Below are 22,049 nucleotides of genomic sequence, written 5' to 3'. Positions count from 1 at the left end.
GAGGCGCAGACGAGCGCTTCGGCGTCAGGTGTGCGCGGCGAGCGACTTTACCGCCTCGAGCCGGCTCGCGCCGAGTTCGCGCCTGAGCGCGTCGAGATCGACGGCCTCGAGCGCGCGCGGGTTGCCGCCCGGCGCAAGCACGGCCTGAATTTCCAGGCCGGTGCTCAGGTAATGCAAGGTCACCGATTCCACCTGCACGCCGCGCGCCGCGAGCGCCTCGCGCAGCGCCGCGGCCACGCGGTCGCGCGGCGGCAGGCTCGCGACCGAGCGCGCGAGCATGTCGTCCTCGGGATCGACGTGGATCAGCGCGTCGAGCACGCGTGCATCGGTGAGCACGCGCTCGCGCGCCATCTCGGCGATGTAATGCCCCTCGGACACCGAGATCAGCGGATCGACGAGGATGTGCGCGTCGACCAGCGCGAGGTCGCCGGTTTTGCGCGTACGCATTTCGTGCACGTCGAGCACGCCCGGCGTGGAGAGCAGCAGCGCGCGCAGATCGGCCGCGGCGGCTTCGTCGAGCGCGCGGTCGGAGAGATCCTGCAACGCATCCCAGCCGAACACCCAGCCCATGCGCGCGACCATGAAGCCGACGATGGCCGCCGCGATCGGGTCGAGCAGCCGCACGCCCATCAAGCTGCCGACGATGCCGAGCGCCACCACCAGCGACGAAGCGGCGTCCGAGCGCGCATGCCACGCGTTGGCGATCAGCATGGCCGAACGCACGCGCTGGGCTTCGCGCAGCATGTAGCGGAACAGCCCTTCCTTCGACATCAGCACGAGCACGGCCACGGCGAGCGCGCTGGCATGGACGGGCGGAATATCGTCGAGATTCGCGATGCGGGTGCCGGCGCGCGCGAGCATACCCACGCCGACCGTAATCAATATGGCGCCGAGAAATAATGAAGCAACGGTTTCATAACGGCTGTGGCCGTAATTGTGATCGGCGTCCGGTTTTGCGCCGCTATGGCGATTGGCGATAAGTACGACGAAATCGGAGACCAGATCGGAAAGCGAATGCACGCCGTCCGCGATCAATGCCTGCGAATGCGCAATCACACCCACGACGATTTGCAGCACGACCAGCACCGCATTCACGGCGACACTGACCAGCGTGGTCTTGCGCGCCACGCGCTGTTTATCGGAAAACGTCTCGGCGACAGAGGAAGCCATGCTCAGGGCAGCGAGGTCACAATATCCCGATTGTAATGGCCACGCCGTCCCTAATTGTAGATAACCCTGGAATCTTCTTTTAAATCAGGCGACTACGAGAAAGCGTCGCATTCGCATTCAAATATGAACCCGAAGAGCCGGTTCAAAACGGCCTGGCTTAATCCGCCGCGACGGCCGATTGGGGAAACAGAATATGGCATCCGAACGTAAGAATACGTAAGGTAGACGCAATAGATCGCAAAATGCGGACGCAAAAAAGCCGCGCGTCATTTCCCCGTGACTGCGCGGCTTTTCTGCTGGACGGACATTTGAGGTCCGCCTGGCAAACACTGTCTGGCGATTTACTTCTGGATCAGGAATTTCTCGCGATCCTTGCCCGCGATCCAGCGCGGCGGCTTGCCACGGCCCGACCACGTGCTGCCGCTCTCGGGGTCGCGATACTTCGGCGCGACGCTGGCGCGCGAGCGGCTGGCCTGCTTGGCGGCCTTGCCGGCTGCACGGCCGCCGCCGAGTTCGGCGAGCGTGATGCCGTAGTCGGCCATTTTCTGCTTGATCTCGTCGAGGACTTCGGCATATTCACGCGCCTTCGCCTCTTCAATCTGCTGCTCCAGCTTCTCTCGCTGTGCGAGAAGTTCCTTGTATGACGACATGAGTAAAGGTGCCTTGATGGTTCGTTGATAATGGCTACCGATCTTGCGCCAGTATGCCGATTGACAGATGATTCGCCTCGGAAATTGGTGGCGAGATTAACACAGAAACGAATCCCCGGAAAAGCGCGCGCAATAAAAATAATTAAAACAGATTTCCAACTGTTCCGCAGCCCCGCAAGTCATAAAGACGCTTTCATTGCGTGCAAATCAGTATTTTTACTGAATGCCGCTTTTTCCAGATAAATCCGATTCTCACAACTGGCAACTTATGAAAATTAATTGGTAAGAATTCGCAAAACATTTCATGCGATGAGAACTTTGCATGCGATGCGTCATTTATCAGGGAATGGCGCATCGCAACAATCGAGAAAATCCCACAGATGGCGGCATCCAGTTAGAGGGATTATTCAGATAGCGTGGCGCTCAATGCAGTCGATTAGCACGGCATGCAAGGATGGCGTATCGGCCTGCGGCTCCTCGAAAACGAAGCGCGCACGCTGTCCGTCTAGCGCGAGATCGGCGCCATAGCGGTCCACGCCCAGTAACTCCAGTCCGGCGCGGCGCGCGGGATTCGCCTCGAAGGCCGCGATCAGCGCATCTTCCTCGCCGGCGTCCAGCGGATCGAGGTCGTCGATATCGTTGCCGTCGAGCCAGCCCATCGCGCCGAAACCGCCGATATAGCGCAGGCGCTCGACGTGCATCACCCAGAACGTAAAGTCGCCGAGTTCGAGATAGCGCGCCGCGTCGGGCTGATAGCGCAGGTAGCGGCGCGCGAGCGGCGAGTGCGCGTCGGCGTCGGTGGGCTCGAAAAGACCGAGCAGCGTCATGCGCGGGGCGTTCAGCACGTCCTCGCCGCGCGCGCCCGTCTGCGCGATGAGCAACCCGGCGCGCGGATCGCCCTGCAGGTTGCGCGTGTGCTCGGCAAGCCGGCTCACGAGAATCACGGGCCGGTGCTCCGTGTCGACAGCGAACGGCAGCAGCGTCGGATACGGGAAGCCGTGCGGCTCGCGCGCGTGCGTGGCGAGCGCGCCGACGGACACCTGATGCAGCAGATGCAGCGGGGCATGGGCGGGAATCTTCACGGCAGCGTCCTCGGGCGATGGAAACGGCGGAAGCGAAGCAGGCCGGCGGCGGCAAACCCGCATTCCGCGATGCCACTATTAGAGCAGGCCGCGGCGCGGCGAGCAGCCTGCGCGCGCGTTGGCTAAAATCGTCGCCTGGCTTTCAGACAGCTTATTCGCCCGGCCTGGCCGACATCGATCCGGGCCGCCGCCGTCCGCTTTCGCTGATTTCCGCCACCACAGCCGCCGCTTCGCTTATATCCAGCCGCCATCCTTCGCCGGAATTTCCCAGTGTCCAACCACGCCTCCGATCCCGCGCTCGACGCGCAGCCCGCCGCCGTCCATCGCGCCCTGCCCGCCGCCCGGCGTCACCGCGCCCGCATCGCGACGATGGCGCTCTTCTTCGTCGCCGGGATGATGTATGCCTCGTGGGGCGTGCACGTGCCGACCGTGCGCGACAAGTTCCACCTGAACGCGGCCATGCTCTCGTACGCGCTGTTCGCGGTGGCGGGCGGCTCGATTGCCGCGATGACGTCGATCGGCACCTGGATCGCGCGCGTCGGCTCGCGCCGCGCCTGCTTCGCGGGCGGCATCACGATGAGCGTCTGCGGCGCGCTGATCCTCGTCGTGCCGTACTACTGGATGCTGATCGTCGTGCTCGCGGCGTTCGGCATCGGCATGGCCACGCTCGACGTCGCCATGAACGCCGAGGCGAGCGCCGTCGAGGAAGCGGTCGGCAAGCCGATCATGTCGGGGCTGCACGGCATGTTCAGTCTGGGCGGCATGGCCGGCGCGGCGATCGGCGGCGCGCTGCTCGCGCGCGGCATGGCGCCCGCGCTGCATCTGCTGCTCGCTTCGGCGCTGGCCGCGCTGGTGCTGGCCGTGTCGTGTCCGGCGGTGCTGCCGCACGTGCCGCATGCCGCGCACGGCGAGCACGCTAAAACCGGCAATCGCTGGCGCACGCCCGCATTGTGGGCGCTCGGCGCGATCGCGCTGATCGCGCTGATCGCCGAAGGCGCGATGTACGACTGGGCGACTGTCTATATGCGCGACGTCGTGCTGTCGACGCCCGCGCTCGCGAGCGCCGCCTACGCCGCGTTCTCGGGCGGCATGGCCGTGGCGCGCTTCGCCGGCGACGCCGTGCGCGCGCGCTTCGGCGCACCGCAGCTCGTGATGGTGAGCGCGTCGCTCGCCTGCGCGGGGATGATCGGCGCACTGCTGCTGCCGTTCTCGTTCACCGCGCTCACGGGTTTCACGCTGATGGGTCTCGGCCTCGCGAACATGATGCCGGTGCTGTTCGCGGCGGCCGCGCGCGTGAAGGGCATCCACGCGGCCGAAGGGCTCGCGCACGTCGCGGGCATCGCGTACTTCGGGCTGCTGTTCGGGCCGGTGGTGATCGGCGGCATTACGCAGGTGACGAATCTCACCGTGGGCCTGTCGGTAGTCGCGCTGTGCGCCGCGCTGGTGGCGTTCGCCGCGCCGAAGGTGTTGCGGCGGCTGGGCATCTGAGCGAGGCGCCTCGCATCGCCGGTACATCCGGCAGCCTCGGGCAACGCCCAAACAAAAAGCCCGCGAGTCGAAAGACCCGCGGGCTTTTTTCATCGATGCCGATGAACGGCACGTCACGCAGCGCCGCCCGAAGGCCGCGCCGCGCACGCCGCTCTTACATCTTCACCACGTCGAGCAGCGACTTCTTGCCCGACTTGTAGTTGTACAGCGAGATCACGCCGTGCTTGAGGTCGCCCTTCGAGTCGAAGGTCGTCTCGCCGATCACGCCCTTGTAGTCCGTCGTCGGCATCTGCGCGAGGATCTTGGCCGGATCGGTCGAGTTGGCGCGCTTCATCGCGTCGACGATGATGTACACCGCGTCATACGTGAACGGCGCGTAGATCTGGATCGGCTGGCCGAAGCGCTTCTCGTACTTTGCTTCGAACTCCTTGCCAAGCGGCATCTTCTCGAGCGCCATACCGGCTTCCGAGCAGACGATGTTGTCGGTCGCGTCGCCAGCCAGGTCCGAGAGCTTGTCGGTACAGACGCCGTCGCCTGCCAGCACCTTCGCGCGCAGGCCGAGCTGCTTGGCTTGCTTGGCGAACGGGCCGCCGGTGGCGTCCATGCCGCCGTACATGATCGCGTCGGGGTTTTCGCCCTTGATCTTCGTGAGAATTGCGCGGAAGTCCACGGCCTTGTCGTTCGTCGCGTCATGCGACAGCACGTTCATGCCGAGCGCCTTGGCGGTCTTCTCGAATTCGTTTGCGAGGCCCTGGCCATACGCCGTCGAGTCGTCGACGATCGCAACGCTCTTGACCTTCAGCGTCTTCGACGCGAAGTTCGCGAGCGCCGGACCTTGTTGCGCGTCCGTTGCCACCACGCGATACGTGGTCTTGAAGCCCTGTTGCGTGTATGCCGGATTCGTTGCCGACGGCGAGATCTGCACGATGCCCGCATCGCTGTAGATCTTCGAAGCCGGAATCGACGTGCCCGAGTTCAGGTGACCCACGACCGCCACGACCTTGTCGTCGACGAGCTTCTGGGCGACCTGCGTGGCCGTACGCGGGTCAGCCGCGTCGTCCTGCGCGTCGAGTGCGAGCGTGACCTTCTGGCCGCCGATCGTCAGACCCTTCGCGTTGATCTCTTCGACTGCGAGACGCGCGCCGTTTTCGTTGTCTTTGCCCAGGTGAGCGATCCCGCCCGTCAACGGCGCAACGTGGCCAATCTTGACCGTGACGTCGGCGCTCGCCGCCGTTGCAAACGACGCGAACAGCATGGCTGCTGCGCTGATCGGCAACAGCTTGTGAAGCTTGATATTCATGTAAGTCTCCAGTTTCGAACCCAAAAGCAACGTAATCGCCCTGTGCCCCCGCGCCCCGAACGTGTCGCTCCCCGTCGGACGACCACGCAGGATGCATCCTTGATGCACCTGGCCAGTATGGTTTCGAATGCCGTTTGTGACAGCGTTCGCGCACCATACTTGCGCGCAAGTGTAGGTGATCAAATTAATTTGGGGGACTTTTTTCAGATATCGGGGCGAGTACCAATAGGCTTTCACCCGAGCCCCGCGGAAACCCCGCCGGAAGCCCGCTGCGCCTTGCTCTGCAAGGCTTCTACAAGACGTTTGCAATCTTTCGGAAAGCTGAATCCAGGCAGCTCACGACTCTTTTTTGAGATTTTTTGTGAATCAGCCTCGGCGTATTTTTTACTGCTTGACGGCAATCGGTTTTCACGCTGGAACAACCGCCAACGTTTGCGCATTTTCAGCGCGCCGCAATTGAGTTCGGATTCCTCGATAACCGCGCGCCTTTAAAGTCAGCTTTCGTTTAATTGATACCGAGGCTATGAGCGCGTATTCACCGATTCACTCGCTGCGCCTCGGTCATCGGCGAACTGGATGCATCAATTCATGTTGTCCGCGCACGCATCGACCGCGCGAAACGAACGCGCTCGACGCGTGCGAGGCGCGTGTGAGGCACGCTTCGAATAAACGAAAATATTACGATCCGCTTGCGAGCACGACGCACGCTGCAGGCAGGGCGGCGCCTATGGCAAACTGGCTCCCCGTTTTACCGGCCCAGGCCGCACACCCATTCGCGAAGAAGGAGAGCAACGTGAGCGTAACGACTCGATGGATCGACATTCCCGCCGGCAAGGACAGTTTCGGCGCCTATCTCGCCCTGCCCAAAGGCGGCAAGGGTCCCGGCATCGTCATCATCCAGGAGATCTTCGGCGTGAACGGCCATATCCGTGACGTGGTCGAGCAATATGCGCTCGACGGTTACGTCGCGATCGCGCCGGACATCTTCTGGCGCAGCGCCCCGCGCGTCGAACTCGAATACACGGGTGCCGACCGCGACCGCGGCATCGAGCTGATGAAAGCCACCGACTTCAATCTCGTCGTACAGGACATCGCGGCAACCGCCGACACGCTGCGCAAGCTGCCCGAGTGCACGGGCAAGGTCGCGGCCATCGGCTACTGCCTCGGCGGCCGTCTCGCCTATATGGCGGCGGGCAGCGGTTCGGTCGACGCGGCGGTGTCGTACTACGGCGGCGGCATTCACACGCAGCTCGATCTCGCCGACAAGATCAAGCAGCCGATCCTGTTCCACTACGGCGAACTCGATCACGGCATTCCGCTCGATCAGGTCGGCCAGGTGAAGGAGCGCTTCGCGGGCCGCGACAACGCCGACGTCTATATCTACCCGGGCGCCGATCACGGCTTCAACTGCTCGGTGCGCGCGTCGTACAACCAGAACGCGTCGGTGCTCGCGCACGGCCGCACGCTGAGCTTCCTCGCCGAGCATCTCTAAGCGGGTTTCCCGGATCATGGCGATCGCGTCGATCGCCTCGATCACCTGACAACGGCCATTGCGGCAGAATCGCTGCAATGGCCGTTTTGTTTTTTGGGCGATGCGTTCGCCCGCTGAGCCGCGAGACGGGTCTGAAACTCGCCGCGGCATTCACTCACGACGCCAACAGGGAGCGCGCGCCTTGCAGTCCGACTATCTGGAATACGACGCCATCGGCCTCGCCGAACTCGTGCAGCGCCGCGACGTGAGTCCGCGCGAGTTGCTGGACACCGCCATCGCGCGCGCCGAAGCGGCCAATCCCGCGATCAACGCCATCGTGCTCAAGGATTACGACAGCGCACGCAAACGCGCCCAGCACGTCGCGCCCGACGGCGACGGCTTCGACGCACTCGCGCAAGGGCCGCTCGCGGGCGTGCCCTTTCTCGTCAAGGATCTGGGCGCGGCCGTCGCCGGTTTGCGCATGACGCTCGGCAGCCGTCACTATCGTCATTACATTCCGACCGCCGATGCGCCCGTGGTCCAGCGCATTCGCGCGGCGGGCCTGAACATCTTCGGCAAGACCAGCGCGCCGGAACTCGGGCAGATGCCGTACACCGAGCCCGAGCTGTTCGGCCCGTGCCGCAATCCATGGAATCTCGATCACACGCCCGGCGGTTCGAGCGGCGGCGCGGCGGCGGCGGTCGCGGCCGGCATCGTGCCGCTCGCGCACGCGTCCGACGGCGGCGGTTCGATCCGCATTCCGGCCGCGTGCTGCGGCCTGTTCGGCTTCAAGCCCTCGCGCGGCAACCAGCCGACCTCGGACCTGCCGCGCCCGCCGGGCGAACTGGGCGTCGATCTCGCGATATCGCGCAGCGTGCGTGACAGCGCGCTGATGCTCGATCTGCTCGCGGGCGATCCTGGCCTCGCGCCCGGCGCGCCGGGCAGCTTTCTCGCGGCCGCGCGCGCGCCGCTCGACGGCGGCAAGCCGCTGACGATCGCCTACATCACCGATCCGCTGTTCGCCGACGCGCTCTCGCCCGACGTGCGCGACGCCCTCGACGACGCCGCGAAGCTGCTGACTTCGCTCGGCCATATCGTCGAGCCGATCGAACTGGGCATGGATTTCACGGCCACGCGCGAAGCCTTTCTGATGATCTGGTCGGTCGTCGCCGAGCAATACGTGCTGAACGCCGACACCATCACCGGCAACAAGCCGCGCCGCCAGGACTTCGAGATCCCGACGTGGGCGATGGCGCACATCGGGCGCAAGTTCGGCGAGCGCGAACTGCCCGCCGCGCTCGCCGAGCAGCAGCGCGTGACGGCGCGCTTCGACGATCTGATGAAACGCTTCGACGTGATGCTGTGCGCGTCGCTCGCGGCGCCGCCCGTGAAGATCGGCGAGCTGAAACCCACGCAGTCGGAGCGCCTGCAGATGCGCGCCGTCACCGCGATGCCGGTCGAAGCGTTGATGAGAAAACTGCTGACGGAAGCCGCGAACAAGGCGTTCGCGTGGGCGGGCTGCACCGAGATCTTCAATATGACCGGCCAGCCGGCGATGACGGTGCCGCTCGCGTGGAATGCGCGCGGTCTGCCGGTCGGCGTGCAGTTCGCGGCGCGCGAGAATCACGACGCGTTGCTGCTGCGCCTCGCCGCGCAACTGGAGGCGGCGCGGCCGTGGTTCGGCAGGCGTCCGCCTCTGCTGATGGCGCGCGTCTAGACTCGCGCGCCGCTTTCAGGCTCAGTGCGGCTTGTGCCGCGAAAGGCGCTTACGCCTTCTTGTTATACGCGCTGCACCAGCCCTTGCCCGCGACCTGCTTGCCGCCGAACATCGGGCACGGCGCGAACGCGTCGGTGGCCTTGCCCTGGTAGAACGTGCAGTTGCTGCAATCCTGGCCGGCGGCGTACTTCGCGTATTTGGCCTTGTCGACCTTGGCGGCGTCGAGCTTGTAGCCGAGCGCCTGGGACGTGGGATCGGCTTCGGATGCCTTCGGGGCATCGGCGAAGGCCTGGCGCGACAGCGCAACGGTCGTGGCGACGCCAAGGCTCGTGATCAGAAAGCTGCGGCGGGACGATTTCATGGGACTTACTCCAGTATTGTGGGCAACACCGTTCTGACGACGGCGCGCGAGAAGCATAGCAACGATGCCCCACCGCGTGAGCCTGCAATTCCGGAGATAAGAGAAGCGCGTCATCACGACGCGCACGCGCGCTCAACCCGGCCCGGCCATCTCGCAGACGCGCTGCGCAATCGCAAGCGACGCCGTGAGCCCAGGCGACTCGATGCCGAAAAGATTCACGAGCCCGCGCACGCCGTGCGAGGCGCGGCCCTGGATCACGAAGTCGGCGGCCGGCTCGCCCGGTCCCGAGAGTTTCGGACGAATGCCTGCATACGCAGGCTGCAACGCGCCGTCGGGAAGCGCGGGCCAGTAGCTGCGGATCTGCGCGTAGAAACTGTCGGCGCGGCGCGGATCGACGTCGTAATCGATCGACTCGATCCATTCCACGTCGGGACCGAAACGCGCCTGGCCGCCGAGATCGAGCGTGAGATGCACGCCCAGCCCCGCTTCGTTCGGCATCGGATAAATGAGCCGCGAAAACGGCACGCGCCCCGTCACGCTGAAGTAATTGCCGCGCGCCAGATAGAGCGGCGGAATGTGCCGCGGATCGAGTCCGCGAATGCGTTTGGCGAGCCGCGTCGCTTGAAGCCCCGCGCTGTTGACGAGCGAGGCCGCGCGGATTTCGGTCGGCGCGTCGCCGCCCGTGCGGATCACGAAGCCGTTCGCGCTCGCGTCGATCGATTCGACCGGCGATTTGAGCGCGACCACCGCGCCGTCGCGCTCGGCGTCGCCTTGCAGCGCGAGCATCAATTGATGGCTGTCGACGATGCCGGTCTGCGGCGAATACACGGCCGCCACGCATTCGAGCGCCGGTTCGAGCGCGAGCGCCTCCGAGCCGCTGATGCGCGTGAGGTCGAACACGCCGTTTTCCTTGCCGCGCGCGAGGATCGCGTCCAGTTGCGCGATCTGCGCGGGCGCGGTGGCGACCAGCAGCTTGCCGCAGCGCGCGTGCGCGACGTGACGCTCGGCGCAGTAGTCGTACAGCATCTCGCGGCCGCGCACGCAGAGCGTCGCCTTGAGCGAGCCGCGCGGATAGTAGAGGCCCGCGTGAATGACCTCGCTGTTGCGCGAACTGGTGCTGGTGCCGATTGCCTCGGCGGCTTCGAGCACGATCACTTCGCGGCCGCGCGCCGCCAGCGCGCGCGCCACGGCGAGGCCGACCACACCCGCGCCGATCACCACACATTCGATCTGGTCCATGACGCTGCGCTCGCCTCCCGCTCGCTCCGGCATCCTTCAAAAATTGTACGCCGCGCATCGGCAAGCCACCGGCGCGAGTGCGGGCGAAGGCGCGCTGGCGTACACGCATGACGCGCGCGCCGGGCGGCTTCGGGACACGATTTTCCCGGGGTCGAATCGATTTAACGCGCACGCGGCGCGAGGCGGCATTACATTTGCTGTAATAGTTTTCTCGCCCTACGCGATGGAAACCGGGCGGGGTTGTCCCCACATCCTGAAAACAAAGGGGTTTTCGTCCTTGCCGCGACGCCGGGCTTCGCCGCGATCCGGCGGCCGCAAACGCGGCGTTTGCGAACCCGGTATAGGATCGATGGTCATAACGAACCCTGCCAAGCATGGAGCCTGTCGAGATGACGTTATGGAAGACCGCCCTGAGCACCGCACTCGTCGCCGCCTGCGCGCTGGCTGCGAGCGCGCGGGCTCAGGAAACCGCACCGCCCGCAGCAGCGTCGATCACGGTGACGAATCCCGCGCCCACGGCTGCATCGGCGGCGGCGGCCGTTGCGGCGTCCGGCACGTCCGCGCCGGCTTCGCCGCTCGCGCCGCAAGGCGTCGTCAACTGGACGCTGGAAGTCGACCGCGACGGCCAGAAGATCGACAGCTTCGAGGGCTCGACCACGGTCGGCCAGGCGCGCACGGACACGCATCACAAGGTGGTCACGCACAACGTGGGCTGCAAGGATCAGCCCGCGGGCAGCATCGACCTGCAACGCACGATCACGGTGTCGCCGCTGCAAGCGAACGCCAGCGCCGCGATTCTCGCCATCGACGCCCAGGAAACGCTGGAGAACCCCGTCGCGCCGAAAACGACCGACGGCTGCAAGCTGCCGCCGCAGCCGCGCCAGGTGAGCGCGAGTCATCCGGGCCTGAACGTGCCCGCCGGCCAGTGGGTGACCTGGACGATCGTCGATCACGATCCCAAGCTCGTCTACCGGGTGCGCGCGAACCTCGCGCCGCCCGCCGCGGGGCCCTGACGGCGCACCGGTCGACCACGAACCGGAGCGCGGCCCACCGGCCGACGCCGTCCACCCCGCGTCAGAACACGTAGCAACACACGCATGCGAAATCTCGAACAACCTCTCATCGACATGGACCCGGCCCACGCCGGGGACTTCGTCGCGGTGAGCTGGAACCTGCACAAGGGCCGCTCACCGCTTGGCTTTCAGGCCTGGCAGGCCATGCGACGATGGGTGCAGTCGACCCACGCCGACGCCTGGTTTCTTCAGGAAGCGATGGCGCGGCGTCTGCCGCAGCCGGTGCTTTCGTCGACCTTCGGCGCGCCGCTCGGCGATCCGCTCGAAGACGTCTGGCAGTGCCAGGCCACCGAAATCGCCCACGCGCTCGAATTGCAGATCGCCCTCGGGCCGAACGTGTTCAAGCCGTCCTGGCGGCACGGCAACGCCATTCTGTCGCCGCATCCGCTCGACCTGGGCGGACGCTGGGACATCTCCGCGCATCGCTTCGAGCGGCGCGGTCTGCTGGTGGCGCGCGCGAGCGTGGCGGGCCAGCAGGTGACGCTGCTGTGCGCGCACCTCGCGCTCACCCGCAGCGCGCGCCTCAAACAGATGCACTGGATCGCCCACTGGATCGCCAAGGAAGCGCCGCAAGGACCGCTCGTGCTTGCGGGCGATTTCAACGACTGGCGCAACGATTCGGTGCCGCTGTTCGCCGAACACGGCCTGCAGGAAGTGGCGACGCTGCTCGGCGAGCCCGCCCGCACCTTCCCGGCGTTCTCGCCCGCGCTCGCGCTCGACAAGATGTTCGTGCGCGGCCTGCAACCCGTCGAACTCATCACGCCGCCGCAGGAAACGGCCTGGCTCTCCGATCACCTTCCTTATATGGCGCGGCTGCGGCTGGAGTGACGCGAGACGGCGGGCTCGCGCGCCGATTTCGCCGATTTTGCCGATTCCGCCGATTTCATCCTTCCCGCCGATGATTCCCACGCCGCGCGAAAACGGCGTCGGAACCGCTGAAAAACGCCCTGGGTCTGCGAAGCAAGCGCGTTAATATGTCGCGTCGCGCGCCTCGATGGCGCGCTTTTCTTGCTCCGAGGCCCGCGTGCATCACCTCGCCACCCTGCTCCAGATCGCCGTCGTCTACCTGTTCGCGCTGATCAGTCCCGGCCCGAACTTCTTTATGGTGACGCAACTCTCGCTCGCCGGACGGCGCGGTCTCGGCATTGCGTCGGCGTTCGGCGTCGGCACGGGCTCGACGCTCTGGGCCGCGCTTGCGATGCTCGGTTTCGCCGCCGTGCTCCAGCACATCGACTGGCTGTATCAGGGCGTGCGCATCGGCGGCGCGCTGTATCTGCTGTGGTTCGGCATCAAGCTGCTGCGCTCGGGCATGCGCCGCGACACGGCATCGCAGAACGCCGCGCCCAGCGCGCCCGTCGAGCCGCTGCCGCCGCCCGACCGCCGCGCGTGGTTCCGCACCTGGCGCGCGGGCTTTCTCACCTGCCTGACCAACCCGAAGTCGTGTGTGTTCTGGACCAGCGTGTTCGCGGCGGTCTTTCCCGCGCATCCGCCGACGTGGTTCTACGGCGCGGCGCTCGCGCTGGTGGCGGCGATGTCGTTCGGCTGGCACGCGGGCCTCGCGCTCCTGTTCGCCGATCAACGCACGCAGCGCGGCTACAAGCGCCTGCGCCGTCCGATCGACGCGTTCTGCGGCACGGCGCTGATCGGCCTCGCCGCCAAGCTCGCCGCCGACCGCTGACCTTTGACCGCTGACCTTTGACCTTTGACCGCCGACCTTTGCCCGATGAAGCCCGCTCGGCGTCTGCTGAAACCCGCCGATGTCTGCTGAGGCATCCTGAGCAGTTTCAAGCGTTGTTCGCGCGCCGCGAAACTGCCCCGCCGTCAGGGTCAATGGTGCGGCCTGTCAGACGATCCGGTATTATCTGGGGCGAACATTCGCAGGCGCGCCTCGTTCGCGACGCGCGCCGCTCGCGGCAAGCACGCCCGCTCCCTGGTGGAACGGGCAGGACGGCCGGATTCGAGTCGCTCTGAGCGAAATCGAATCGAAATCGGGCTGAACCGGACGCAATCGGGGCCGCATGCGGCCCGGAGCACAAAGTCCGGCACGGCCCGGCCGGCGCCAGCCGTTTTCCGCCGATCGGCAGCCAGCGCTACCCGTCACGCCAGCCGCGTACGGGCGCCAGCACGATGCCTCGGCCCACGCGAGCTTCCCTCCCCTTGCAGCGCGGCGCCGCCCATGAGGCGCGCACGCGGTAAAATGGCGGATTGCGCCTCGTTCGCATCGAGGCTGCGGGCTCGCAGCGGCACGGTCAGCGCCTGCAAAGCCACGTAGCCACCGGATGTCAGAGCCGCGCGCCGCGCATCGTCATACCGGGCCAGTCATGCATCGTCATGCGGCCGGAAGGAACGCCCCGTCCGGCGGACCTCGTTTCGCATCATCAGGAACCATGAGCAAACACACCGAAGAAACCGTTCTGAGCGTCCATCACTGGACCGACACGCTTTTCAGCTTCACCTGCACGCGCGACCAGGCCCTGCGTTTCGACAACGGCCAGTTCACGATGGTCGGCCTCGAAGTGGACGGCAAGCCGCTGATGCGCGCCTATTCGCTGGCGAGCGCGAACTACGAGGAACACCTCGAATTCCTGAGCATCAAGGTGCCGGACGGCCCGCTCACGTCGCGCCTGCAGCATCTGAAAGTCGGCGACAAGGTGCTGATCGGCAAGAAGCCCGTCGGTACGCTGGTGGCCGACAACCTGCTGCCCGGCAAAGTGCTGTGGATGCTGTCGACCGGCACGGGCCTCGCGCCGTTCATGTCGATCATCAAGGATCCGGACATTTACGACCGCTTCGACAAGATCGTCCTCACGCACACCTGCCGTTTCGTCGATGAACTCGCGTACAAGGAATTCATCACCGAAGAACTGCGCGAGCACGAATACCTGGGCGAGATCGTCCGCGAAAAGCTGGTCTACTACCCGACCGTCACGCGCGAAGTGTTCGACAACCGCGGCCGTATCACCGAACTGATCGACACCGGCAAGCTGTTCGCCGACCTCGACCTGCCGGCGTTCACGCCCGAGCGCGACCGCATCATGCTCTGCGGCAGCACGCACATGCTGCGCGACACGGTCGAACTGCTCGAAAAGGCCGGCCTCAAGGAAGGCAGCAACAACGAGCCGGGTCACTATGTGATCGAAAAGGCATTCGTCGGCTGATTTCCTCGCCGGCGGCGGCGAAAAGCCGCAGCACGCCACGCCCAAAAAACCGGAGCCCCGCGCTCCGGTTTTTTTTCGCGGTATGCACGCAACAACAACACGCATAAACTGCCCGGACAGTTACATTTTTCGCCGATTTCGCGTAGCTTCTTTGTCAGTGTTTTTCTGACAGAAATCGAGAAGACGCACGCGAGCCGAACTTCAAGCCGGCTCTCAGGTTTCGCCGCTAAAGCCTTTCCCGACTGTATCTTTTCTTATTTTGGGATATTATCGCGGCGCAACATCGGCCATTTCGGAATGCCTGGCAGAGTCTCGGTCAGGTTGTTACCGGATGTAAATTTCGTTACGCTGCGCCGAGCGAATTCGGGGTCCCGCTTTCCGACGCGGAAAGGCCACCGATTCAGCCGGCGCGGAGCCAGGAACCAGGCGGGACCGGTTCCTCAACGGGGGAAGGATGGATACGTCGACTTACGCCGCGGGCAACGCGCGCGCGCCTGGCGCTGATGCGTCCGCGGCGCGCGCCAGCCATGCGGGCGGCGGCCTCTCCTTGCTGGCCAACGCCGATGGCGCACGCGCCGCGCTCGACGCCATCGCGCGCGTGCAGCGGCAGATCGTCGCGGCCGGCGCCGCACGCGTGGACGCCGACGAGGCCGCGCGCCATCGCCTCGCCCGCGAGCTGCACGACAGCGTGGGCGCCGAACTGGCCGCGACCCGTTTCGCCATCGCCAACGTCTACACCTGGCTGCCCGCCGATGCCCCGCCGCAATGCGCCGACGCGCTCGCGCTGGTCGCCCGCTCGCTCGACGCCGCCGCCACTGCCGTGCGCCACGTGCTCGACGGCCTGCACGCACCCGAACTGGACGCGGGCCTCGCGCCGGCGCTCAAGCGCTGGACGCGCGGCTTCGCGTCGCGCACCGGCCTGAGCGCGCAATTCACCGGCGGCACCTGCGACGCACGCCTCGCGGCGCTGCCCGGCGAAGCCGCGCTGGCCGTGTTCCGCGTCGCGCAGGAAGCGCTCACCAACGTCGCGCGCCACGCCCAGGCGACGCGCGTCGAAGTCCGTCTCGACAGCACCGAGCGCGAGCTGATCCTCACCGTCGTCGACGACGGCGTGGGCCTGTCGCGCGAAGCCGCCCGCCGCGTGAAGCGCCAGAGCCGCCAGCAGGACGCGTCGCTCGCGTTCGTACACGACGACGCCGCCGGCGCCACGGGCCGCAGCTACTACGGCGTCTCCGGCATGCGCGAGCGCTGCGCCGCATTCGGCGGCACGCTGCGCGCAGCGACCGCGCAACCGGGCCAGGCCCGCCCCGGCACGAACGTCGAAGCGCGCTTCCTCTGGGACACGCTCTGCGCCGACACCGCCCCGTCTTCTCTTCCGAACTCCGCTCAGGACGCCCGCTCATGACCCTGCGCATCCTGCTCGTCGACGATCACGCCGTGGTGCGCCAGGGCGTGCGCCAGTTGCTGCTCGACCGCGGCATCGCCTGCGAAGTGATCGAAGCCCAGACCGGCAGCGAGGCGCTCGTCGCGCTCGCGCGCCACGCCTGCGACGTGGTCCTGCTCGACATCTCGCTGCCCGACATGAGCGGCATCGAGGTGCTCAAACGCGCGAAGAAAAAGGCGCCGCGCGTGCCGGTGCTGATGTTCTCGATGTATCGCGAGGATCAATACGCGGTGCGCGCGCTGAAGGCCGGCGCGTCGGGCTATCTGTCCAAGACCGTGGACGCCGCGCAGATGACGGCCGCGATCCAGCAGGTCGCGAGCGGCCGCAAGTATGTGAGCCCGGCGATGGCCGAGGCGCTCGCCGATTACGTGCTGGTCGACGCCGAGCAGCTGCCGCACGAAAAGCTCTCCGACCGCGAATACCAGACGCTGTGCATGCTCGCCTCGGGCAAGCGCCTCACCGACATCGCGCACACGCTCTCGCTCTCCGTGAAGACGGTGAGCGTCTACCGCACGCGCCTGCTCGAAAAGATGAAGCTCAACAACAACGCAGAGCTGACCTTCTACGCGATGAGCAACCAGCTCGTCGATCTCGCGCCCACCGCGAGCTTCTGAGCGGCGCGGATTCGCGCCCGGACGGGCGGTGGCGTGCGGCGTCCTCTTGCCGCACCCGGCTGCGCGCCGTCGCGCCGCACGCCTGCACGCCCGGCGCATGCAAGCGTGCGCCGTCCCACTCAGGCAACCTTCTCGCCATAAGCCCTTGATCCGGAAATGATTTCGCCGATTCGCGAAACGCCCGGCAAGGATCGCGCGCAGCCGCGCCCGTTTGCGGCGGAATCGACTGCGCCTTGCGGCGGCTTCCGACCCGATTGAGCCGGTTCCGACACGGCGATCGGATAAAATTGCAGGTTTCCCCGACATACGGCACGCAGGCGCGATCCCATCCGATCGGCGCCTCGCGCGTTCTACCTGGAGTTCCCCGCCAAATGTCCCTCTTTCGCAAGAAGAACGTCGAAAACATGCTGAAGGCGAGCGCGCAGGGCGCCGGCCTGAAGAAGGCTCTCGGCGCTCTGGACCTCACTTTCCTCGGTATCGGCGCGATCATCGGCACCGGCATTTTCGTGCTGACCGGCACCGGCGCCGTGCAGGCCGGCCCCGCGCTGATGGTCTCGTTCCTGATCGCCGCCGTGGCCTGCTGCTTCGCGGCGCTGTCGTACGCCGAATTCGCCTCGACGATCCCGGTCGCCGGCTCGATCTACACCTATTCGTACGCCACGCTCGGCGAACTGATCGCGTGGATCATCGGCTGGGATCTGATGCTCGAATACGGCCTCGCCAGCTCGGCGGTCTCGGTCGGCTGGTCGGGTTATCTGCAATCGCTGCTCGGCGGCTTCGGCGTGCATCTGCCCGCCGCGCTCACGGCCGCGCCGGGCGCGGTGCCGGGCGTGCACACGCTGTTCAACCTGCCCGCCTTCCTCGTGATGATGGGCATCACGGCGCTGCTCGCGATCGGCGTGCGCGAATCCACGCGCATCAACAACATCATGGTCGCGATCAAGGTCACGGTCGTGCTGCTCGTGATCGCCGTGGGCGCGTTCCACGTCAAGCCCGAGAACTGGCATCCGTTCATGCCCAACGGCTGGAACGGCGTGTTCGGCGCGGCGGCGGTGATGTTCTTCGCCTTCATCGGCTTCGATGCGGTCTCGTCCGCCGCCGAGGAAGTCAAGAATCCGAAGCGCGATCTGCCCGCCGGCATCATCGCCTCGCTCGCCGTCTGCGCGGTGCTCTACGTGGCGGTCGCGGCCGTGGTCACGGGCATCGTGCCGTCGGCGCAGTTCGCCAACATCGGCCATCCGGTGTCGTACGCGCTGCAGGTCGCCGGCCAGCCGTGGGTCGCGGGCTTCATCGACCTCGGCGCCGTGCTCGGCATGCTCACCGTGATTCTGGTGATGAGCTACGGCCAGACCCGCATCATCTACGCGATGTCGCGCGACGGCCTGCTGCCCGCGAAGCTCTCGAAGGTGCATCCGCGCTTCGCCACGCCGTTCTTCACGACCTGGCTCGTGGGCATCTTCTTCGGCCTGATCGGCGCGCTCGTGCCGCTCAACGTGCTCGCCGAGCTGATCAACATCGGCACGCTCGCGGCGTTCTCGATGGTGTCGATCGCCGTGCTCGTGCTGCGCAAGACGCACCCGCATCTGCCGCGCGCGTTCCGCTGCCCCGGCGTGCCGGTGGTGCCGGTCCTCGCCGTGGCGTCGTGCCTGTTCCTGATGCTGAACCTCGCGCGCGTGACGTGGATCGCGTTCATCGTCTGGCTGGTGATCGGCATGGCGATTTACTTCGGCTACTCGCGCCGCCATTCGCGCCTCGCGCATCAGCCGCACGAGCAGTAAGCGCCCGACATTCCCGGCGCGCTTTCGCTGCGCTGCAACGGCCCGTTCCGGCTTGTCCGGACGGGCCGTTTTTCATGCGCGCGCCCGGCATGGCCGCAGTGCAAAAAACGCCTGAAACACTTGCAAAAACGCTGAAAAACGCCGCTTATGGCGGGTAAAAGCCCGCGCAGCGTAAATCGGCAAAGTGTGCTTTACTGTGCCGAGCATCATCGCGGCAGCCGGAAGAACGGCAATACAGCAGCACGGCATCGGTAATTCAGCAGCACGCATTCCACGCACTGAACAGCACAGCACCAGCCGGACCCTCGTCCCCGCTTTCGCCCTCGCTTTTGTCCTCGTCGCGCGCGCCCAATCCGCGCCGCGGCATGCGCCGTCTTCCGATTCGGACGCGCGCCGGACGAAAGATCGCAGGCGGCATCTCGGGGCAAGTGGTGAACGCGGGCCAGGCCGGTCCCTGATCCTCACCGAGTGTGGTACCCGGGCGCGATGCGCGCGCGTCGCTCCGGGCGACAGGAGACAGCCCATGGCGATCAGCCTCAGCCTCACGGTCAACGGCCAGCCCGTGACCGCCGAGATCGAACCTCACACGCTTCTGGTCCAGTTTCTGCGCGAGCAGCGGCGCCTCACCGGCACGCACGTCGGCTGCGACACGGCCCAATGCGGCGCGTGCACCGTGCATCTGAACGGCCGCGCGATCAAATCGTGCAACACGCTCGCCGTGCAGTGCGACGGCATGAACGTGACGACGATCGAAGGCCTCGCCGCCAACGGCGCGATGCATCCGATGCAGGCCGCTTTCCGCGACTGCCACGGCCTGCAATGCGGCTTCTGCACGCCCGGCATGGTGATGAGCGCGGTGGCGCTCGCGCACGCGTGTCCGGGCCTGACCGAAGCGGACGTGCGCGCGAACCTCGACGGCAATCTGTGCCGCTGTACGGGCTATCACAACATCGTGAAGGCCGTGCTCCAGGGCGCCGAAGCCATGCAGGCCGCGGAGCAGCCCGCCGCGCAACCCGCCACCGCTTCGGCGGCGTGACGAGGGAGGCCGCCATGAACGCACCCGACTCCCAGCCGCGCATGATCGGCGCCTCGGTGAAGCGCAAGGAAGACTATCGCTTCCTCACCGGCGCGGGCCAGTACACCGACGACGTCGTCCTTCCCCAGCAAACTTACGCCGTGTTCGTGCGCTCGCCGCACGCGCACGCGCGCATCCGCAGCATCGACACCGCCGCCGCCAAAGCCGCGCCCGGCGTGGTGGCCGTGTTCACCGGCGCCGACGTGGCCGCCGCGGGCGTGGGCGGCCTGCCGTGCGGCTGGCTGATCCACAGCATCGACGGCTCGCCGATGCACGAACCGCCGCATCCCGTGATCGCGCACGAGAAAGCGCTGCATGTGGGCGACCAGGTCGCGCTCGTGATCGCCGAATCGTGGAAGCAAGCGAAGGACGCCGCCGAACTCGTCGAGGTCGATTACGAGGAACTGCCGGCCGCCGCGGACACCGCCCGCGCCGCCGACGACGGCCAGCCGCTCGTGCACGACGGCGTGCCGAACAACACCTGCTACACGTGGGGCCACGGCGACAAGGCCGCCACCGACGCCGCCTTCGCGCAGGCCGCGCACGTCACCACGCTCGACATCGTCAACAACCGGCTGGTGCCGAACGCGATCGAGCCGCGCGCCGTGAACGCGAGCTACGCGCAGCACGACGACAGCTACACGGTCTACGTGTCGAACCAGAACCCGCACGTCGAGCGTCTGCTGATGGCGGCGTTCGTGCTCGGGCTGCCGGAAACGAAGCTGCGCATCGTCGCGCCCGACGTGGGCGGCGGCTTCGGCTCGAAGATCTTCCTCTACGCCGAGGACGTGGCGCTCACATGGGCCTCGAAGCAGATCCGCCGTCCGGTGAAATGGACCGCCGAACGCAGCGAATCCTTCGTCTCCGACGCGCACGGCCGCGATCACGTGACGAAGGCCGAACTCGCGCTCGACAAGGACGGCAAGTTCCTCGCCATGCGCGTGCACACCACGGCGAACATGGGCGCGTATCTCTCGACGTTCGCGTCGAGCGTGCCGACCATCCTCTACGCCACGCTGCTCGCGGGCCAGTACGCCACGCCCGCGATCTACGCCGAGGTGAAGGCCGTGTTCACGAACACCGTGCCCGTCGATGCCTATCGCGGCGCGGGCCGACCCGAAGCGACCTACGTGGTCGAGCGGCTGGTCGAAACCGCTGCGCGCGAGATGCGGATCGATCCCGCCGAGATCCGCCGCCGCAACTTCATCACGCAGTTTCCGTACGCCACGCCCGTCGGCCTCACCTACGACACCGGCGACTACGAAGCCTGTCTCTCGCGCGCGCTGGAACTCGCCGACGTGAAGGGCTTCCCCGCGCGGCGCGACGCGTCGAAGGCGCGCGGCATGCTGCGCGGCCTCGGCTACTCGTGCTACATCGAGGCGTGCGGCCTCGCGCCGTCGAACATCGCGGGCGCGCTCGGCGCGCGCGCGGGCCTGTTCGAAGCGGGCGAGATCCGCGTGAATCCCACCGGCTCGGTGACGGTGTTCACCGGCTCGCACAGCCACGGCCAGGGTCACGAAACGACCTTCGCGCAGGTGGTCTCCGACCGCCTCGGCGTGCCGATCGAGCAGATCGACATCGTGCACGGCGACACCGCGCGCATTCCGTTCGGCATGGGCACGTATGGCTCGCGCTCGATCGCCGTGGGCGGCTCGGCGATCATGAAGGCGCTCGACAAGATCGAGGCGAAGGCGAAGAAGATCGCGGCGCACATGCTCGAAGCGGGCGTGGAAGACATCGAGTTCGCCGACGGCGTGTTCCGCGTCGCGGGCACCGACCGCAGCAAGACCTTCGCGGAAATCTCGCTCGCCGCTTACGTGCCGCACAACTATCCGCTCGAAACGCTCGAACCGGGCCTCGACGAAAGCGCCTTCTACGACCCGACCAACTTCACCTATCCGTCGGGCGCCTATCTCTGCGAAGTGGAGATCGATCCCGACACCGGCGAGACGCGCATCCAGCGCTTCACCGCAGTCGACGATTTCGGCAACGTCATCAATCCGATGATCGTCGAAGGCCAGGTGCACGGCGGACTCGGCCAGGGCATCGGCCAGGCGATGCTCGAGCGCTGCGTCTACGACACCGAAAGCGGCCAGTTGCTCTCCGGCTCGTACATGGACTACGCGATGCCGCACGCGAGCGACGTGCCCTCGTTCAACGTGGAAACCGCGAAAGGGACGCCCTGCACGCACAATCCGCTCGGCGTGAAGGGCTGCGGCGAGGCGGGCGCGATCGGCTCGCCGCCCGCCGTCATCAACGCGATTCTCGACGCGCTCGCGCCGCTCGGCGTGAAGGACCTGCAGATGCCCGCGACGCCGCATCGCGTGTGGCAGGCGATGCAGGCCGCTTCGTTGTCCGCTTCGTCGTCCGCTTCGTCGTCCACGGCGCAATCGTCATCGCAATCCACGTCGCAGCAACCTTGAGCGGAG

Annotated in this window: 19 protein-coding genes; 12 read left to right on the top strand and 7 right to left on the bottom strand. The window is 66.4% G+C overall.

Features of this window, described 5'->3' with window-relative positions:
- Positions 1–24: 24 nt before the first annotated feature.
- From BMY06_RS10570 to BMY06_RS10560, 3 genes are all read right to left on the bottom strand, one after another.
- Positions 25–1,170 carry a cation diffusion facilitator family transporter gene (locus BMY06_RS10570; RefSeq protein ID WP_074982957.1) on the bottom strand — a complete coding sequence of 382 codons (1,146 nt, stop codon included), beginning with the start codon at positions 1,168–1,170 and terminating at the stop codon, positions 25–27.
- A gap of 341 nt (positions 1,171–1,511) precedes the next feature.
- Positions 1,512–1,820, bottom strand: coding sequence for an H-NS histone family protein (locus tag BMY06_RS10565; RefSeq protein ID WP_065061952.1), 309 nt, complete (start codon positions 1,818–1,820; stop codon positions 1,512–1,514).
- Positions 1,821–2,227: 407 nt separating this feature from the next.
- Positions 2,228–2,902: a HugZ family pyridoxamine 5'-phosphate oxidase gene (locus tag BMY06_RS10560; RefSeq protein ID WP_074982955.1), complete on the bottom strand. Its 675-nt coding sequence runs from the start codon at positions 2,900–2,902 to the stop codon at positions 2,228–2,230.
- A gap of 270 nt (positions 2,903–3,172) precedes the next feature.
- Between BMY06_RS10560 and BMY06_RS10555 the strand changes: the two genes are divergently transcribed.
- Entirely contained in the window at positions 3,173–4,390 is a 1,218-nt protein-coding gene (locus tag BMY06_RS10555) for an MFS transporter (protein ID WP_074982953.1), read from the top strand.
- Between the two features lie 154 nt (positions 4,391–4,544).
- On the opposite strand, the gene BMY06_RS10550 is transcribed toward BMY06_RS10555, so the two are convergent.
- Together BMY06_RS10550 and BMY06_RS38580 are read right to left on the bottom strand one after the other, a co-directional pair.
- Positions 4,545–5,690 carry a branched-chain amino acid ABC transporter substrate-binding protein gene (locus BMY06_RS10550; protein ID WP_065061947.1) on the bottom strand — a complete coding sequence of 382 codons (1,146 nt, stop codon included), beginning with the start codon at positions 5,688–5,690 and terminating at the stop codon, positions 4,545–4,547.
- A gap of 233 nt (positions 5,691–5,923) precedes the next feature.
- On the bottom strand, positions 5,924–6,130 hold the full coding sequence (locus BMY06_RS38580) for a hypothetical protein (protein WP_124260925.1): 207 nt from the start codon (positions 6,128–6,130) through the stop codon (positions 5,924–5,926).
- A gap of 353 nt (positions 6,131–6,483) precedes the next feature.
- On the opposite strand from BMY06_RS38580, the gene BMY06_RS10545 reads away from it, so the two are divergent.
- Both BMY06_RS10545 and BMY06_RS10540 read left to right on the top strand, forming a co-directional pair.
- Positions 6,484–7,182, top strand: coding sequence for a dienelactone hydrolase family protein (locus BMY06_RS10545; RefSeq protein WP_065061945.1), 699 nt, complete (start codon positions 6,484–6,486; stop codon positions 7,180–7,182).
- 181 nt (positions 7,183–7,363) lie between these two features.
- Positions 7,364–8,878, top strand: a complete 1,515-nt coding sequence (locus BMY06_RS10540) for an amidase (RefSeq protein WP_074982952.1) — start codon at positions 7,364–7,366, stop codon at positions 8,876–8,878.
- 49 nt (positions 8,879–8,927) lie between these two features.
- On the opposite strand, the gene BMY06_RS10535 is transcribed toward BMY06_RS10540, so the two are convergent.
- Both BMY06_RS10535 and BMY06_RS10530 read right to left on the bottom strand, forming a co-directional pair.
- Positions 8,928–9,239: a high-potential iron-sulfur protein gene (locus BMY06_RS10535; RefSeq protein ID WP_065061941.1), complete on the bottom strand. Its 312-nt coding sequence runs from the start codon at positions 9,237–9,239 to the stop codon at positions 8,928–8,930.
- Positions 9,240–9,371: 132 nt separating this feature from the next.
- A complete protein-coding gene (locus BMY06_RS10530; protein WP_065061939.1) occupies positions 9,372–10,478 on the bottom strand; it encodes an NAD(P)/FAD-dependent oxidoreductase in 1,107 nt (368 codons plus the stop codon).
- Positions 10,479–10,867: 389 nt separating this feature from the next.
- Here BMY06_RS10530 and BMY06_RS10525 point away from each other — a divergent pair, with 389 nt between their 5' ends.
- The 9 genes from BMY06_RS10525 (at position 10,868) to BMY06_RS10485 (ending at position 22,043) form a co-directional block, all read left to right on the top strand.
- Complete coding sequence (locus BMY06_RS10525; RefSeq protein WP_231957658.1) at positions 10,868–11,491, top strand: hypothetical protein; 624 nt, start codon at positions 10,868–10,870, stop codon at positions 11,489–11,491.
- 84 nt (positions 11,492–11,575) lie between these two features.
- Positions 11,576–12,379: an endonuclease/exonuclease/phosphatase family protein gene (locus BMY06_RS10520; protein ID WP_065061937.1), complete on the top strand. Its 804-nt coding sequence runs from the start codon at positions 11,576–11,578 to the stop codon at positions 12,377–12,379.
- A gap of 196 nt (positions 12,380–12,575) precedes the next feature.
- Entirely contained in the window at positions 12,576–13,229 is a 654-nt protein-coding gene (locus BMY06_RS10515) for a LysE family translocator (protein ID WP_065062291.1), read from the top strand.
- Between the two features lie 709 nt (positions 13,230–13,938).
- Complete coding sequence (locus BMY06_RS10510; protein WP_065061935.1) at positions 13,939–14,709, top strand: ferredoxin--NADP reductase; 771 nt, start codon at positions 13,939–13,941, stop codon at positions 14,707–14,709.
- 454 nt (positions 14,710–15,163) lie between these two features.
- Complete coding sequence (locus BMY06_RS10505) at positions 15,164–16,114, top strand: sensor histidine kinase (RefSeq protein ID WP_065061933.1); 951 nt, start codon at positions 15,164–15,166, stop codon at positions 16,112–16,114.
- On the top strand, positions 16,111–16,767 hold the full coding sequence (gene rqpR, locus BMY06_RS10500) for a response regulator transcription factor RqpR (protein ID WP_065061931.1): 657 nt from the start codon (positions 16,111–16,113) through the stop codon (positions 16,765–16,767). The genes BMY06_RS10505 and rqpR overlap by 4 nt, the downstream gene beginning before the upstream one ends.
- Positions 16,768–17,138: 371 nt before the next feature.
- Positions 17,139–18,545 (top strand): branched-chain amino acid transporter BcaP, encoded by a 1,407-nt coding sequence (gene bcaP, locus BMY06_RS10495; protein ID WP_065061929.1) that lies wholly within the window; start codon positions 17,139–17,141, stop codon positions 18,543–18,545.
- A 523-nt stretch (positions 18,546–19,068) separates the two neighbouring features.
- A complete protein-coding gene (locus tag BMY06_RS10490) occupies positions 19,069–19,581 on the top strand; it encodes a (2Fe-2S)-binding protein (protein WP_074982950.1) in 513 nt (170 codons plus the stop codon).
- A 14-nt stretch (positions 19,582–19,595) separates the two neighbouring features.
- Entirely contained in the window at positions 19,596–22,043 is a 2,448-nt protein-coding gene (locus BMY06_RS10485; protein ID WP_074982949.1) for a xanthine dehydrogenase family protein molybdopterin-binding subunit, read from the top strand.
- Positions 22,044–22,049 lie beyond the last annotated feature (6 nt).

The organism is Paraburkholderia tropica (assembly GCF_900109265.1).
Lineage (GTDB): Bacteria > Pseudomonadota > Gammaproteobacteria > Burkholderiales > Burkholderiaceae > Paraburkholderia > Paraburkholderia tropica.
The sequence above is the reverse complement of the archived record's forward strand: the minus strand, read 5'-3'. Positions and strand labels throughout refer to the sequence as shown.

Excerpts from the sequence above, each read along its gene's own strand:
- BMY06_RS10510 (WP_065061935.1), top strand. The coding sequence starts at position 13,939 with ATGAGCAAACACACCGAAGAAACCGTTCTGAGCGTCCATCACTGGACC.
- BMY06_RS10550 (WP_065061947.1), bottom strand. The coding sequence starts at position 5,690 with ATGAATATCAAGCTTCACAAGCTGTTGCCGATCAGCGCAGCAGCCATG.
- BMY06_RS38580 (WP_124260925.1), bottom strand. The coding sequence starts at position 6,130 with ATGCGCAAACGTTGGCGGTTGTTCCAGCGTGAAAACCGATTGCCGTCA.
- BMY06_RS10530 (WP_065061939.1), bottom strand. The coding sequence starts at position 10,478 with ATGGACCAGATCGAATGTGTGGTGATCGGCGCGGGTGTGGTCGGCCTC.
- BMY06_RS10490 (WP_074982950.1), top strand. The coding sequence starts at position 19,069 with ATGGCGATCAGCCTCAGCCTCACGGTCAACGGCCAGCCCGTGACCGCC.
- bcaP (WP_065061929.1), top strand. The coding sequence starts at position 17,139 with ATGTCCCTCTTTCGCAAGAAGAACGTCGAAAACATGCTGAAGGCGAGC.
- BMY06_RS10525 (WP_231957658.1), top strand. The coding sequence starts at position 10,868 with ATGACGTTATGGAAGACCGCCCTGAGCACCGCACTCGTCGCCGCCTGC.
- BMY06_RS10565 (WP_065061952.1), bottom strand. The coding sequence starts at position 1,820 with ATGTCGTCATACAAGGAACTTCTCGCACAGCGAGAGAAGCTGGAGCAG.
- BMY06_RS10485 (WP_074982949.1), top strand. The coding sequence starts at position 19,596 with ATGAACGCACCCGACTCCCAGCCGCGCATGATCGGCGCCTCGGTGAAG.
- BMY06_RS10535 (WP_065061941.1), bottom strand. The coding sequence starts at position 9,239 with ATGAAATCGTCCCGCCGCAGCTTTCTGATCACGAGCCTTGGCGTCGCC.
- rqpR (WP_065061931.1), top strand. The coding sequence starts at position 16,111 with ATGACCCTGCGCATCCTGCTCGTCGACGATCACGCCGTGGTGCGCCAG.
- BMY06_RS10570 (WP_074982957.1), bottom strand. The coding sequence starts at position 1,170 with ATGGCTTCCTCTGTCGCCGAGACGTTTTCCGATAAACAGCGCGTGGCG.
- BMY06_RS10505 (WP_065061933.1), top strand. The coding sequence starts at position 15,164 with ATGGATACGTCGACTTACGCCGCGGGCAACGCGCGCGCGCCTGGCGCT.
- BMY06_RS10520 (WP_065061937.1), top strand. The coding sequence starts at position 11,576 with ATGCGAAATCTCGAACAACCTCTCATCGACATGGACCCGGCCCACGCC.